Origin of the sequence: Demequina oxidasica, assembly GCF_000975115.1 — a bacterium.
GTDB classification, from domain to species: Bacteria; Actinomycetota; Actinomycetes; order Actinomycetales; family Demequinaceae; genus Demequina; species Demequina oxidasica.
Genome location: NZ_BBRE01000003.1, coordinates 39,103 through 53,600, shown reverse-complemented (window position 1 = coordinate 53,600; position 14,498 = coordinate 39,103). Strand labels below are relative to the sequence as shown.

The following is a 14,498-nucleotide window of genomic DNA, read 5'->3' as shown; positions in this document are numbered from 1 at the left end:
CTCTACCAGCTCAGATAGAGTCGCATGCTTGCGGCTGCGAGCTCCTGCGACTGACCTGGCTCCACAAGTTCCTCGGTTGCCTCAGAGGGCGACTCCCACGCACTGTCCCACACCAGTTTCCACAGCGGACCATTGTCCGCGGGAATGGTGACTTCGGCATCCTCGCGGGAGCCATTGATGACCACCAGTGCATCGGCTTCACCGTCGGTGATCGTGGAGCGCATGAACTGCAGGGTTCGCGTGGCGGAGTCGTCCCACCAGCCCTCGTCCTCGTGTGAGCCGTCGGCCTTGAACCAGGCCGAGTCCGCGCGGTACTTGTTGTCGGTGGGGTCCTCGTCCACCCCGTCATAGAACTTGGACGGCCGCAGTACGGCGTTGTCGCGACGCACGTGAATGAGGTGGGCGATCGAGTCGCGCAGTTGGTTCTGCCAGTCGGCGAGCTCCCAGTTGACCCAGGAGATTTCATTGTCCTGACAGTAGGCGTTGTTGTTTCCGCCCTGGGTGCGGCCGATCTCGTCGCCTCCCAGCAGCATCGGCGTACCAGCGGCAAGCAACGTGGTGCCCAGCAGGTTCCGTAGGGACTTGCGTCGCGCCGCCAAGATGTCAGCATCGTCCGTGGGTCCTTCAACACCGTGGTTGTACGAACGGTTGTTGTCCGTGCCGTCGCGGTTATCCTCGCCGTTGGCTTCGTTGTGCTTGCCGTTGTAGGACGTGAGGTCGTAGCCGGTGAAGCCGTCGTGCGCCGTCACAAAGTTGACTGACGCGACGGGGCCGCGCATGCCCCACGGTTCTGAGTGGCCGAACAGGTCCGAGGACCCCGCCAGTCGCGTGGCGAGCTCCGGGACGGTGGGGTGATTACGGGCGCCAGTCTGCAGCCACCATGTGCGGGCGTAGTCGCGGAAGCGGTCGTTCCACTCGGACATGGGCTGAGGGAAGTTCCCCACTTGCCAGCCGCCCAGACCCACATCCCACGGCTCCGCGATCAGCTTGACGCCGCTCAGTACAGGGTCGGTGATGAGTGCGACCAGGAACGGGTGATTGGCAGAGTAACCCTGCCCGGTGCGCCCCAGGGTCGCCGCGAGGTCGAACCGGAATCCGTCCACGCCCATCTCCTTGACCCAGTGGCGCAGCGAGTCGAGCGCCATCTGGGTTACGCGCGGGTGGCCAAAGTCCAGGGTGTTGCCCGTGCCGGTGGTGTCGTCGTAGTGCGCGGGGGCGTGAGTCTGGTTGCGGTAATAGCTGAGGTTATCCAGGCCCTTCCAGCTGAGCACGCGGTCGGTTGAGGAGCCCTCGCACGTGTGGTTGTAGACCACGTCGAGGATGACCTCGAGACCCGCCTGGTGAAGTAGATCCACCATGCCGGCAAATTCCTCTTGCACGGCCTGGGCCCCGGCCTCGCGCGCCTCGGCCGTCGCGTAGGCGGCGTGGGGAGCAAAGAAACCGAGCGTCGAGTAGCCCCAGTAGTTGGTCAGCCCGGAATTCTCGAGGTGAGGTTCGTTCGCGAATGCCTGGATGGGCAGCAGTTCCACGGCCGTGACTCCCAGGTTCACCAGATACTCGACGGACGCCGGGTGCGCGAGGCCCGCATACGTACCGCGCAGGTGCTCGGGTACGCCCGGCATGAGTTGCGTGAAGCCCTTGACGTGGATCTCATAGACCACGGAGTCCACCCACGGCACGCGCGGCTTGGGATGCTTCCAGTCGTGGCCTGTCTTGGTGGTAATGACTGAGCGAGGCATCTCCGGCGCTGAGTCTGCGGGGTCGCGGTTGCTGAGCAGCACCTTCGCAGCCGGATCGCTCATATTGGTCATCTGGCCGTCGATTCCACGCCCGTAGGGGTCCAGCAACAACTTGGCGGGGTTGTAGCGGTGGCCGTGCTTGGGGCGCCATGGGCCGTGCGCACGCAGGCCGTAGTGCTGACCGGCGTCGAGACCGGGGATAAACGCGTGCCAGTTCCCGCTTTCCGGACCCACGAGGTCGACACGCGACTCGTTTCCGTCATCATCGAACAGGCAAAGTTCGACGCGGGTGGCGTGTGCCGCGTAGACGCCTATGGTCGCTCCGCCGTCAACGAGGTGTACTCCCAGCAGGTGTGGAGTAGGGGAGGGCTGCGTGGTGTGCGCGTTCGCACGCTCAGTTGTCATGTCCTCTATTGTGCAGGACGCCCGTGACAGTGAGGTGAATGCGGCGTAGCGCGCGCCGTCCGACCGCTTGCCGCGTGCCCTAGCCTGGGGTCATGCACAGTGCGCGGTTTATTCGGATGAGACGTGAGGCGATCGGCTTCGCGATCGGCTCGCTGTTCTTCTTCATCGGCCCATGGCCCTGGTACGCCGATGCCGTGGGTGCGGTCACCGCGAATCTCACCTTCTTCATCGGCTCGCTCTTCTTCACGACCGCCGCGCTGCTTCAATTGCTGCTCGAGGGTCGACGCCCGCCGTGGAAGTCCACGACCACGGGCGACGTATTCGACTGGTGGGCAGCCGCCATCCAGCTTGTGGGCACGGCGCTGTTCAACGTCAGCACCTTCCAGGCGTGGCGGGCGGCCGTCGCGACTCCAGATGCCGTGGGCATCGGGTGGAGGGCAGACCTGTGGGGCTCGGTGGCGTTCTTGATTTCTGCCGGGTTCGCGCTCGCGGCATTGCGTCGCCAACACGAACTCTGGGACTTCTTCGCGCGCACGCCCGGGGCGGTATGGACCGGCTTTGCCGGGTGCGTCGCGTTCGCGATCTCCGCCGCGGGAGCCTACGTCATCCCGGGCACCAGCGAGGCGCTGAACCTCGCCTGGGCGAACATTGGCACCATCATTGGTGCGGCGTGCTTCTTCGCGGCAGCGGTGGCCACCCGCCCGGCAGTTACCGAGCGGGAGGCCGCACCAGTCGCTAGTGAGTGAAGCCGGGTTCCACGTGCTCGGAAGGAATGGGGCCATCGAGCCCATCCAGCCAGGCCACGCACTCCTCGATGTCCGCGAGGAGGTCTCGCGCAAGGTTGTAGCCCAGCCCGTTGCGCACCACGATGCGCTGAACGATCACGTCCTCGAGGTCTTCCGGCAGGGGGTAGGCGGGGATCAGCCAGCCCTTTCCGCGCAGGCGGTCGGACAGGTTGTAGAGGTTCCAGTTGTCCGTGTACCCCTCCTTGAGCTTCCATGCGAATACAGGAATGTCCGAGCCGTCGCTGACCAGCTCAAACGCAGGCATCTTGCCGATGTGCTCGGACAGGTGCATGGCAACGTTGCGGGTCGCGTTCTGCACGGCCGTGTATCCCTCGCGGCCCAGGCGCATGAACAAGTAGTACTGCAGCAGTACCTGCGCGCCGGGACGGGAGAAGTTCAGTGCGAGTGTGGGCATGTTGCCGCCCAGGTAGCTGACGCGGAAGATCATGTCCTCGGGTAGGTACTCCTCTGAGCGCCAGATCGCCCAGCCTAGGCCGGGGTAGACCAGGCCGTACTTGTGGCCGGAGGTATTGATCGACACCACGCGCGGCAGGCGGAAGTCCCAGACCAAGTCAGGCTGCACGAACGGCGCGATCATGCCGCCCGATGCTCCATCGACGTGCACTGGCACGTCCAGCCCGGTGCGTTCCTGCAGGTCGTCCAGCGCGGCGCAGATCTCCTCGACCGGCTCGTACACGCCCGTGTAGGTGACGCCCATGATCGCGACGACGCCGATGGTGTTCTCGTCGACGAACGGCAGCATGGCCTCGCCGTCCATCGCGGGGTGCGCGGTGGAGACCGGCACCAGGCGCATCTCGATGTCCCAGTAGTTACAGAACTTCTCCCAGCACACCTGCACGCCCGCACTCATGACCAGGTTGGGGCGGTCGATCGACTTGCCAGCCTCGCGCCGCTTGGTGCGCCAGCGACGCGTCATCGCCAGGCCGGCAAGCATCGCGGCCTCTGAAGAGCCCACGGTCGAGGTGCCGATGGACTTCTCGGGGTCTGGCGCGTTCCATAGGTCCGCAAGAATCCGCCAGCAACGGGTCTCAATCTCCGCGGTCTTGGGGTACTCGTCCTTGTCGATCATGTTCTTGTCGACGGTCTCCGCGTAAAGCTTCTGTGCGGCGCTATCCATCCACGTGGTGACAAACGTCGCGAGGTTGAGGCGCGCGTTGCCGTCGAGCATGGCCTCGTCGTGGACCAGTTGGTAGGCGATGTCCTTGTCGAGTTGGCCCTCGGGGAGCGTGAACAACGGAATGTCGTGCGTCTCGCCGTCGGACGCGAAGATGGCATTGACATCGACGTGACGGGGCTCACGGCCCTCGGGTGCGGGTGCGCTACTCATGTGTGGGTTCCCTCGGTTGAGCGCGCCCGCGTGCCTCGCGCGACGCTTGTCGTCTCAACCTAGCGCCTATCTGGGACTCGCGCGCCGGGACATCGGTTCTTCGCGTCCCGGCACGCGTCCTGCCTACTAGATTGCACGTCCGGCGGCTGATGCGATGCCCAGCCAGGTGTGCTCGACGCCCTGGAAACACCAGCCGAGCTTGGGTGAGCCGGCAGAGATCCAGATGGCGGGCACGCGGCGGTTGCCTTCGTGCGAGCCGGCCAGCATGAAGCAGTGATTCTTGATGAGTTTGCCCGGGAAGGCGGCGTTGAAGGACAGCCCCTCCGCGATGGTCAGCACGGTACGCCCGCGCTCGGCGATCACCGGCGTGGCGTTCATGGGCTTGACGTTCTTGAACTCGTCGCCACGCTCCACGTCGAGCAACAGGTACACGGGGGCATCGGGCACGTCGAGGCCATCGACCACGCGGTAGGACGCGAGGCCGCTCTCGCCGTAGTTGCGGTCCAGGATGCCCTCCTTCTTGCCGCGGCCGGCCCGAAGCAAAGGCACGCGCAGCTCAGGCGATATAACCGCGTCGGAAACTACCGCGACGAACGGGACGCGACAGTCGGTGACGGCCAGGTCCAAGCCGGCGGCGACAGCATCGGCGAGAGGCTGGGCTAGCGGCTCGAAGAGTGCGCGAAAGGCCGCCTCTTCTACGCCCGCTAGCGCGGGGTAGCCCATGGCCACAAAGGCGTCGACCTGACGATTCAACTCGGCGGTGGGGTCTACTACTTGAGGGGAATCGGCGGTGGAGGTGGCGGCGGCAGGCATGGGCGCTCCTTGCGATTGAGGGGGTGAGATGTGAACGCCTGCCGTGCCTGCGGCGTTCCCGCCTGATGACGTGAGGCAGCCTGGTGACGTCGCACGCGCGCGCCGCTAGTCTGTACCCATGCGAATTCTGGTCACAGTCAAGTTCACCCCAGACCTTCAGTCACAGCGCTCGTTCACCGACGGCACCGTGACTCGTACCGCAGACGACGGCTCGATGAACGAGCTCGACGAGAATGCGGTCGAGGCGGCACTGCAGCTGGTCGAGGCCGCGGGCGAGGGCGAGGTCTACGCGCTCACCGTCGGCGGGGCCGATGCCGTGGCCGCCGTTCGTAAGGCTCTTCAGTTGGGCGCCAATCACGCGATTCACGTCAATGACGATGCCGTGGCCGGTTCCGACGTCTTCGGCACCGCCGCGGTCCTCGCCGCAGCGATCCGCAAGGTTCACGATGAGAACCCACTCGACCTGGTCATCACCGGCATGGCCGCGCTGGACGGGTTGACCTCGATGCTGCCCACCGCGCTCGCGGCTGAACTGGACTGGTCGCAGCTCACCCTCGCCTCGTCGTTGGAGGTCGGCGATGGCAATGCCACCATCGTGCGGCACCTGCCCGACGCGCACGAGACCGTCACCGCGCCGCTACCCGCGGTCGTGTCCGTCACCGACGAGTTGAACAAGCCGCGTTATCCCAACTTCAAGCTGATCATGGCGGCCCGCAAGGCCGAGGTCATGCAGTGGTCGCTCGCGGACCTCGGCGTGGACGCTGCGTCCGTGGGCGCCGGTGCGTCCCGCACCACTGTGGTGGACGCCTCGCCGCGCCCGCCACGTGCGCATCAGCAGATTGTGACCGACACGGGAAACGGTGGCAACGCCTTGGCCGCGTTCCTCATTGAGAAGGGCCTCGCATGAGTACCGCAGACAACCCCATTGCCGTCCTGGTCGAGTTGCGTGACGGTGCGGTCGCCCGCCCGACGCTCGAGGCACTGACGCTCGCACGTTCACTCGGGACACCCGTGGCCGTGTGGCTGGGCACAGAGCCCGACGCCGATGCTGTGGCGCAGTTGGGTGAATTCGGCGCGGCAGAGGTTCGCGTCGCCGCCATTGGTGCGGAGGCCCGCTACCCCGCGAAGGCCGGCGCCGCCATTGCCGCTGCGACCGAGGATGCATCGCTACTCCTGGTTGTTTCCACGTTCCTGAACAAGGAGATCGTGACTCGTCTGGCCGTGACCACCGGCGCTGGTGTCGTGGTGGACGCTGCAGGCGTCGAGTTCGTGGACGGCGAGGTCGAGGCGTTCCAGACCGTCTTCGCCGCGACCTGGAACGTGCGCACCCGTATCGCCGGCAAGGCGATCGTGGGCGTGCGCCCCAACACCACCACAGCATCGGCCGCAGAAGCGCCCGGTGCCGCGAGCATCGTGCCGATTTCCGTCCAGCTTCCCGCGACACGCGAGACCGTCACCGCGGTCGAGCCCGTCGCCCAGATCGAGGGCGTTCCGCTGGCGGAGGCGCCTGTGGTGGTCTCCGGCGGTCGCGGCACTGGCGGCGACTACGCGCTGGTGACCGAGTTGGCGGAGCTGCTGGGCGGCGCCGTGGGTGCGAGCCGCGACGCCACCGACGAGGGCTGGATCAGCCACGAGCACATGGTCGGCCAGACGGGAACGACCGTGACTCCGGCGCTCTACGTGGCGTGCGGCATCTCTGGGGCCGTTCACCACCGTGGCGGCATGCAGGCCTCCGGCACCATCGTGGCCATCAACATGGACCCGGACGCGCCCATCTTCGAGATCTGTGACTTTGGCGTGGTGGGCTCACTGTTCGACGTGCTCCCGCAAGCCATCGAGGCAGTCAAGGCTCACCGCGGAGCGTAAGACCCGCACGGTAGTTTTGAGGCATGCCTCAAAAACTGATTGACGTCATCCGTCCCGACTCAGTCAGGGCGATCGTATTCGACTGCGACGGGCTGCTGGTGGACAGCGAGTCGGCGTGGACGCGCGCGGAGACCCTCCTCTATGCGGGGCTCGGCGTCGAGTTTGCCGAGCAGCACAAGCGTGACATCATCGGCCGATCTGCGTCGGCGGTGCTGGAGGTCATCGAGCGACACCTGGACCGACCCGGAGACGGCGAGGTGCTGTGGAGCGAACTGCTGCGGCTCTATGAACAAGAGGCCGAACACGGCCACGGCGAGATGCCAGGAGCGTCCGAGATGGTGCGCCGATGCGCCGCGCGCGTACCCGTGGCCGTCGCGTCGAGCGCGCCCAGGGAACACCTCGACAGCAACATCGCGAGCTTGGGGCTCGACGACCTCCTCGCAGTAAGGGTGAACGGTGAGTCGGTGAAGCGCCTCAAGCCCGCGCCGGACCCCTATCTACTGGCATGCGAGCGGCTCGCAGTCGACCCCACCACGGCGGTCGCGTTCGAGGACTCAGCGACCGGCGCAGCCTCCGCGATGGCGGCGGGGCTTCGTGTCATCGCGGTGCCTACCGTGGCTGGATCCATCGACGACGCGGCCTGGGTCGCGACGTCCTTGCAGGACGCGGAAATAGTCGCCTGGGCCAGCCGTCTCGGCGCTAAGTGAGTAACGTCACACTACGTTTACCAGGTGTTTGCATCGCGTTCAGCGTCTAGACCTGCAGTTGTCGGTAGCGCCAGCTAGCGTGGCACATACCGGACAAAAGGGAGATTCACGAATGCAACGACGCATCATCGCCACGACCGTACTTTTCGCACTGGGGGTGACCGCTGCATCGGCCATACCCGCTAGCGCGGAACCCACCACCGACGCCCAGGCATCAGACTTGTTCTTCTCTGAGTACATCGAGGGAAGCTCAAATAACAAGGCGCTGGAGATCTACAACGGCACTGGTGCCGATGTCGACCTGGCGGAGTACGCGATCGCCCAATACTCGAACGGTTCGGCCGATGCCGGCTCCACCTTTGCGCTGAGCGGCACCGTCACCACGGGCGACGTCTTCGTCTTCGCCCACAGTTCAGCCGACCCTGCGATCCTCGCGGAGGCGGATCAGACCACCGGTTCGGGGCTGTTCAACGGCGACGACGCGCTCGCGCTCGTCCATGGCGCCGACACTCTCGACGTGATCGGCCAGATTGGCTTTGACCCAGGCTCGCAATGGGGAGAGGGACTCACCAGTACCGCTGACAACACGCTGCGTCGCAACGAGGACCTATGCGCCGGCGACACGGACGGTTCCGACGCGTTCGACCCTGCTGTCGAGTGGCAAGGTTACGAGTCCAACACGTTTGATGGGCTTGGCGCTCATGCCGCGACCTGCGACGGCACGGATCCCGGTGATGGTGGCGGTGACGGCAATGGTGACGGAGACGGTGATGGCGGAGGGGAAGTCGCCACGCCGGCCCTGATCAACGCTATTCAGGGCGCGGGCGAAACCTCGCCCATGCTTGACCAGTTCGTCACCATCGACGGCATTGTGGTCGGTGACTACGAGGGTCCGCAGCCGGCCTTGCGCGGTTTCTACGTGCAGGAACAGGATGCTGACACCGATAGCGATGCCGCAACGTCGGAAGGCATCTTTGTCTTCAATAACGGTGCGGACCAGGTCAGTCTTGGTGATCAGGTGAGCGTTACGGGAACAGTAGGGGAGTACCAGGGGCAGACTCAACTCTCCTCTGTAACCGAGGTCACGGTTGAGGCATCGGACCAGGTGGTAACGCCGGCGACGGTGTCGCTGCCGTTCGCGGCGGCCAACTCTGCCGAGGCCTATGAGGGCATGCTGGTCACCGTTCCGCAGACGCTCTATGTCACAGAGATGTACTTGCTCGGGCGCTTTGGAGAACTGACAATTTCCGGCGACGGCAGACTGGACCAGCCCACGGCCGTGGCCCAGCCTGGCGCAGCCGCGAACGCGATCCAGGCCGCCAACGACCTGAACCGAATCAAGGTCGACGATGCTACGCAGGCTCAGAACCCCGACCCCATCGTCTTTGGCGGCGGGGGCGACCCATTAAGCGCGATCAACCCGCTGCGCGGAGGTGACACGATAGACGGCCTGACCGGAGTAATGACCTATTCCTGGGCTGGTAACTCGGCTTCGGGGAATGCGTACCGTATCCGTCCCGTGGGTGACCTGAGTGACACCGGGCTGGTGCCGGGCGGAGTTGTTCCGAACTTCGAGTCCGCGAACCCCCGCCCTGCCGGGGCACCCGAGGTCGGTGGCTCTCTGAAGTTCTCCAGCTTCAACGTGCTCAACTACTTCCTGACGTTGGACGCCAACGGAAGTCAATGCGGTCCCGACGGAAACAAGCAGGGCTGCCGTGGCGCGAACACCACCGAGGAACTTGACCGCCAGCGCGCCAAGTTGGTGTCCGCCCTGGAAAAGATCGATGCGGACGTCATGGGGCTCATGGAACTCGAGAACACCACGGGTGTCGAGCCCCTCGCGGATCTGACCTCGGCACTGAACGACGCGATTGGCGAGGATGCCTATTCCTACGTCGACACCGGGGTGATCGGTACCGACACCATTCGGGTCGGAATGATCTACGACACCCGCGCCGTCGCCCCGACAGGCGACTACGCAGTGCTCGACTCGTCGGTAGACCCGCGATTCGACGACAGTCGCAACCGGCCGTCCCTCGCCCAGTCATTTGAGCAACTGTCCAACGGCGAGACGTTCACGGTGGTTGCCAATCACTGGAAGTCCAAAGGCAGCTGCCCTGACTCGGGTGCGGACGCAGATCAGGGCGACGGGGCGGGGTGTTGGAACGCGAACCGCACCGACGCGGCACACGCCGTGGTGGACTGGATTGCCTCTGACCCCACCGGTGTCGACGACTCAGACGTCCTCCTCGTGGGAGACCTGAACTCGTACGCTATGGAGGACCCCATCGAGGTGCTCCGCGATGCGGGTCTCACGGACCTAGGGGCCGGCGACTACTCCTACGTCTTTGACGGCCAGTGGGGAACCCTCGACTATACGTTCGCCTCGGCGAGCATCGTCGACCAGATCACGGAGGCAGCCGAGTACCACCTCAACTCCGACGAGTCCTCCGCGCTGGACTACAACACGGACTTCAAGACGCCGGCCCAAGTGTCCAACCTCTATGCGCCGAACGAGTTCCGTACCTCCGACCATGACCCGGTGGTGGTGGGCCTCAATCTCGCTAGCGAGGAACCGGTTCCCACCTGTGCGGTGGACTACACCGTGCACGGGCGATGGCCCGGCGGCTTTATCAGCCAGGTCTGGATCACCAACCTGTCCGATGAATCCATCAACGGTTGGGATCTGGCCTGGAGCTTCGGCAACGGCGAGAAGATCACGCAACTGTGGTCGGGTCAGGTGAACCAGAGCGGTGCGGACGTGACGGTGAGCAACCTGTCCTGGAACTCCACCATCAAACCCGGGCAGCGCATCACCTTCGGGTTCCTCGGATCTCAGACCGCCGGCATCGGCGAGCTATCCAGCGTTGAGCTCAACGGTGCGGCCTGCGCCGTTAATTGACTGCCATCCGGCGCCCACCTGCCCGCCCAGCGTCAAGCACGGTGGGCGCCGGGTAGTGTGGTGCGGCGACCTGCCCTAAAATCGTGAAGATGACCACTCATTACCTCGACCACGCTGCGACGACTCCCATGGTGGAGCCGGCGCGCATGGCGTACTTCGAGGAGTTGGCGCGGGTCGGAAACCCGTCGGCGCTTCACAAGTCTGGCCGCCTCGCACGTTCGATTGTCGAGGATGCTCGTGAGCGGATGGCCCGGGCACTTGGCGCGCACCCCACGGAGATTATCTGGACATCGGGCGGCACCGAGGCGGACAACATCGCCATCAAGGGCCTGTTCTGGGCTCGCCACACGGCGGATCCTCGTCGCACGCGCATCGTGACGACCGCGATCGAGCACCACGCGGGCATCGACCCCGCGACCTGGCTCGAGAATGAGCACGGCGCGACGGCCGTCATTCTGCCCGTAGGTCGTGACGGCATCGTCGACCTCGCGGCGCTGAGGGCCGAAGTGGCCGCGCACTTTGACGAGATTGCCTTGATCTCGGTGATGTGGGCCAACAACGAGATGGGTGCGATCCAGCCCATCCAAGAGATCGTGAACATCGCGACCGAGCACTCCATCCCTGTGCATTCCGATGCAGTACAGGCTTTGGGCCACGTGCCGGTCGACTTCCGCGCCTCGGGGCTCGCGACCATGGCGGTCAGTGCGCACAAGCTCGGGGGGCCAGTGGGCGTGGGCGTCCTCGTGGCGCGCAGAGAGCTGACCATCACGCCGCTGACGCACGGCGGAGGACAAGAGCGCAAGGTTCGCTCCGGCACTCTCAACGCCGCGGGCTTCCACGCCGCGTCGATCGCCGCGGAAACAGCCGTCGCGGAACTCGACTCAGAGTCTGCGCGCCTGGGTGCGCTGCAACGAGACATGATCGAGCGTATTCGCGAGGCCATTCCCGACGCTGTCCTGTCCGGCCCCGAGCCCGGGCCCAAGCGACTTCCCGGCAACGTGCACTTCGTCTTCCCAGGATGCGCGGCCGAGGCAATGATGTTCGTGCTCGACTCGCACGGTGTCGAGGCTTCCAACGGGTCCGCTTGTACGGCGGGCATCGCCCAGCCGTCTCACGTGCTGATGGCGATGGGACGCACCCAGACCGACGCGGCCTCCACGATGCGCTTCTCGCTTGGGCACACTTCTACTCAGGCCGACATCGACGCGCTCATCGAGGTCTTGCCCGATGCGGTGGAGCGGGCGCGCAAGGTCGCCGGAAACTTCCATACAGAGGTCTTCGGGTAAGCAGGTGCGCGTATTCGTCGCGGGGGCCACGGGCGTCATCGGCGCGCGTATGCTGCCGCTGCTGGTAGCCGCCGGCCACGACGTGGTCGGCATGACGCGATCGGCCTCCAAGACCGCGCAGATCGAGGCGGCGGGGGCATCGGCGGTCACATGTGACGTGTTTGATGCCGCCGCGCTCAATGGGATCCTGGCCGCAGTCACCCCGGACGTCGTGGTGCACCAGGTCACGGATCTTCCCGACTCGCACGCAGTGCTCCCACTCAAAGTGCCCGCCCTGAACCGCGCACGCCGCACCGGCACCGACCACTTGGTACAGGCCGCCCAGGCCGCAAATGTCCCGCACTTTCTAGCACAGAGCGTGGCCTTCCACTTGCCCGGAATCGCCCAGCGTGCCGTGGACCACCTGGAGGAGGCGACCCTTGGCATCGGCGGCGTTGCGGTGCGCTACGGCCTGTTCTATGGGCCCGGCACTTGGTACGACACGGCCCCAAAGGGCGACAAGGTAGTCCATGCTGACGAGGCCGCGCGGCGCACTGTTGAGCTACTCGACTCGCCGTCGGGCATAGTTGAAGTTCTCGACCCCACGTAGCTCAATCCAGCCATTTCACCCAACGAAAGCGACCGATGCTGTGAACGGACTTCCAGAAGCTGCACCTCACCTCGCGAATGCTCGCGACCTCGCCGATGCCGCACCGGGTTTGCGCCACGGAGTTGCGTTCCGCTCGGACGCCCCACAGGACGGTGACGAGCCACCGGCGGGTCTTTCTCCGTGGCCGCCCGCGACCGTGCTGGACCTGCGCGGAGCGGACGAGAAGGGCCAGCCCAACTCGCTCGCCGCGACGTCTCGGGTGGTTGATCTCGACATCCTCGCCGATGCGAATCTCGCGGGTGATGCCGCTCAGACATCGCTTTCATCGCTGGCCGCGCTCTACTCGACCATGATCGAGGGGGTGCCTGCGAGTGGGCTTACCCGCGTCGTTGCCGAGGTCGCTCGCGATGAGGCGCCGGTGCTCTATCACTGCTCGGCTGGCAAGGATCGGACGGGGGTCTCGTCCGCGCTTATCTTGCGGCTGCTCGGGTACGACCGGGACGTGGTGGTGGCCGACTACACGGCGACCGCGGCGAACATGATGGGAGTCATCGCTCGCATCGTCCGAGGACTTCCTGAGGCTCTGACCGCTGCTGGCGGGTCACCGCTGTCGGCGGTACCCCGCGAGATCCTCGACGCGCCAGCGTCCGCGATTGAGTCCGTGCTTGACGCATGGGACGCACACGAGGGCGGCACGCTGGGTTGGTACCTCGCCAATGGCGGTGATGAGGTCACGCTAGTCGCTCTTCGCGAGCGCCTGGTTGCGTAGGCTGCTGCACTGGTAGTGCGCGCGGCGCCGTTACCAGGCGCGGTATTCGCCAAGCGTGCGGTGGAATCGTCAGGTGACCGCTGCATCGGCCCCCGGTTTGCACCCCTCGCTTACACTTGATGGGTTCATCAATCTGGAGGTTCCCTTGCGCGTTCTGGCCGCACTTTCTGGCGGAGTTGATTCTGCAGTCGCCGCAGCGCGTGCTGTCGACGCCGGACACGACGTGGTGGGCGTGCACATGGCGCTGTCGCGCAACCGGGACGAGTACCGCTCGGGCTCGCGCGGGTGCTGCTCGATCGAGGACAGCAACGATGCGCGCCGTGCCGCAGACATCTTGGGTATCCCGTACTACGTGTGGGACCTGAGCGGAGAGTTTCACGACTTGGTGGTGAAGGACTTCCTCAGCGAATACTCGCAGGGCCGCACCCCTAATCCGTGCGTGCGTTGCAATGAGCACATCAAGTTCGACACCCTACTGGAGCGAGCCTCCGCACTGGGATTTGATGCTGTCGCTACCGGGCACTATGCGCGGATCGACATTCGCGAGGACGGGATTCGTGAGCTGCACCGCGCCGCGGACTTGGCCAAGGACCAGTCCTACGTACTGGCCGTCATGGGTCCGCAAAAGCTCGCGAAGGCGATGTTCCCATTGGGTGAAATCGCGACCAAGTCGGAGGTGCGCGCCGAGGCCGCCGCACGGGGACTCGGGGTCTCCAACAAGCCCGACTCCTACGACATCTGCTTTGTGGCCGACGGCGACACCAAGGGCTTCCTGGAGCGCGCGCTCGGTCAAGAGGACGGCGAGATTGTGGACGAAACCGGCGCCAAGGTGGGAGACCACACAGGCGCCTATGCGTACACGGTGGGTCAGCGCAAGGGACTCGGCATTGGCCGCCCCGCCGCGGACGGCAAGCCACGCTACGTCACCGACGTCAACACGACCACCAACACAATCGTGGTCGGTCCCGAGACGCTGCTGAGCGTCTACGAACTCACCGGCGAGGACGTGGTGTGGCTGGCTCCCGACGTGCCTGCGACGGAGTCGACAGCGTGCACCGCCCAGGTCCGTGCCCACGGCGACGCGGTGCCGGCGACGGTGCAGCGCGTGGTGGACGGCGAGGGTCGCGACCGCATGATGGTGAGCCTCATCGAGCCGATGCGCGGCGTGGCGGCGGGCCAGTCGCTGGTGGTCTACCAGGACACTCGCGTGATTGCTCAAGCCACGGTAGCCAAGCGCGCTCTCTAGACCGCGCGCCTAGACCTCGCGGCGGTCGGCCCAGCAGAACAAT

General features: G+C 65.4%; 12 protein-coding genes. 9 read left to right on the top strand and 3 right to left on the bottom strand.

Annotation, left to right across the window (positions count from 1 at the left end):
* Window positions 1-2: 2 nt before the first annotated feature.
* Entirely contained in the window at window positions 3-2,144 is a 2,142-nt protein-coding gene (gene glgX / locus AOP77_RS09185) for a glycogen debranching protein GlgX (protein WP_062212771.1), read from the bottom strand.
* Window positions 2,145-2,236: 92 nt separating this feature from the next.
* Between glgX and AOP77_RS09180 the strand changes: the two genes are divergently transcribed.
* Complete coding sequence (locus tag AOP77_RS09180) at window positions 2,237-2,890, top strand: hypothetical protein (RefSeq protein WP_236685802.1); 654 nt, start codon at window positions 2,237-2,239, stop codon at window positions 2,888-2,890.
* Here the strand turns inward: AOP77_RS09180 and gad are convergent.
* Together gad and AOP77_RS09170 are read right to left on the bottom strand one after the other, a co-directional pair.
* The gene (gad, locus tag AOP77_RS09175) at window positions 2,880-4,277 is read right to left on the bottom strand and encodes a glutamate decarboxylase (protein ID WP_062212769.1); all 1,398 of its coding nucleotides are present in this window, start codon (window positions 4,275-4,277) and stop codon (window positions 2,880-2,882) included. The genes AOP77_RS09180 and gad overlap by 11 nt on opposite strands.
* A 126-nt stretch (window positions 4,278-4,403) precedes the next feature.
* The gene (locus AOP77_RS09170; protein WP_062212766.1) at window positions 4,404-5,090 is read right to left on the bottom strand and encodes a DUF5701 family protein; all 687 of its coding nucleotides are present in this window, start codon (window positions 5,088-5,090) and stop codon (window positions 4,404-4,406) included.
* Window positions 5,091-5,208: 118 nt separating this feature from the next.
* Between AOP77_RS09170 and AOP77_RS09165 the strand changes: the two genes are divergently transcribed.
* From AOP77_RS09165 to mnmA, 8 genes are all read left to right on the top strand, one after another.
* Window positions 5,209-5,997, top strand: a complete 789-nt coding sequence (locus AOP77_RS09165) for an electron transfer flavoprotein subunit beta/FixA family protein (protein ID WP_062212763.1) — start codon at window positions 5,209-5,211, stop codon at window positions 5,995-5,997.
* Window positions 5,994-6,956 carry an electron transfer flavoprotein subunit alpha/FixB family protein gene (locus tag AOP77_RS09160; protein ID WP_062212760.1) on the top strand — a complete coding sequence of 321 codons (963 nt, stop codon included), beginning with the start codon at window positions 5,994-5,996 and terminating at the stop codon, window positions 6,954-6,956. Before AOP77_RS09165 ends, AOP77_RS09160 begins: the two co-directional genes overlap by 4 nt.
* A 23-nt stretch (window positions 6,957-6,979) precedes the next feature.
* Complete coding sequence (locus AOP77_RS09155; protein ID WP_062212758.1) at window positions 6,980-7,663, top strand: HAD family hydrolase; 684 nt, start codon at window positions 6,980-6,982, stop codon at window positions 7,661-7,663.
* A gap of 112 nt (window positions 7,664-7,775) precedes the next feature.
* Window positions 7,776-10,565, top strand: a complete 2,790-nt coding sequence (locus AOP77_RS09150; protein ID WP_084622513.1) for an ExeM/NucH family extracellular endonuclease — start codon at window positions 7,776-7,778, stop codon at window positions 10,563-10,565.
* 89 nt (window positions 10,566-10,654) lie between these two features.
* Window positions 10,655-11,851 (top strand): cysteine desulfurase family protein, encoded by a 1,197-nt coding sequence (locus AOP77_RS09145; protein ID WP_062212755.1) that lies wholly within the window; start codon window positions 10,655-10,657, stop codon window positions 11,849-11,851.
* A gap of 4 nt (window positions 11,852-11,855) precedes the next feature.
* The gene (locus tag AOP77_RS09140; RefSeq protein WP_062212752.1) at window positions 11,856-12,440 is read left to right on the top strand and encodes an SDR family oxidoreductase; all 585 of its coding nucleotides are present in this window, start codon (window positions 11,856-11,858) and stop codon (window positions 12,438-12,440) included.
* 40 nt (window positions 12,441-12,480) lie between these two features.
* The gene (locus AOP77_RS09135; RefSeq protein ID WP_062212749.1) at window positions 12,481-13,209 is read left to right on the top strand and encodes a tyrosine-protein phosphatase; all 729 of its coding nucleotides are present in this window, start codon (window positions 12,481-12,483) and stop codon (window positions 13,207-13,209) included.
* Window positions 13,210-13,354: 145 nt separating this feature from the next.
* The gene (mnmA, locus tag AOP77_RS09130) at window positions 13,355-14,455 is read left to right on the top strand and encodes a tRNA 2-thiouridine(34) synthase MnmA (RefSeq protein ID WP_062213448.1); all 1,101 of its coding nucleotides are present in this window, start codon (window positions 13,355-13,357) and stop codon (window positions 14,453-14,455) included.
* Window positions 14,456-14,498: the final 43 nt, after the last annotated feature.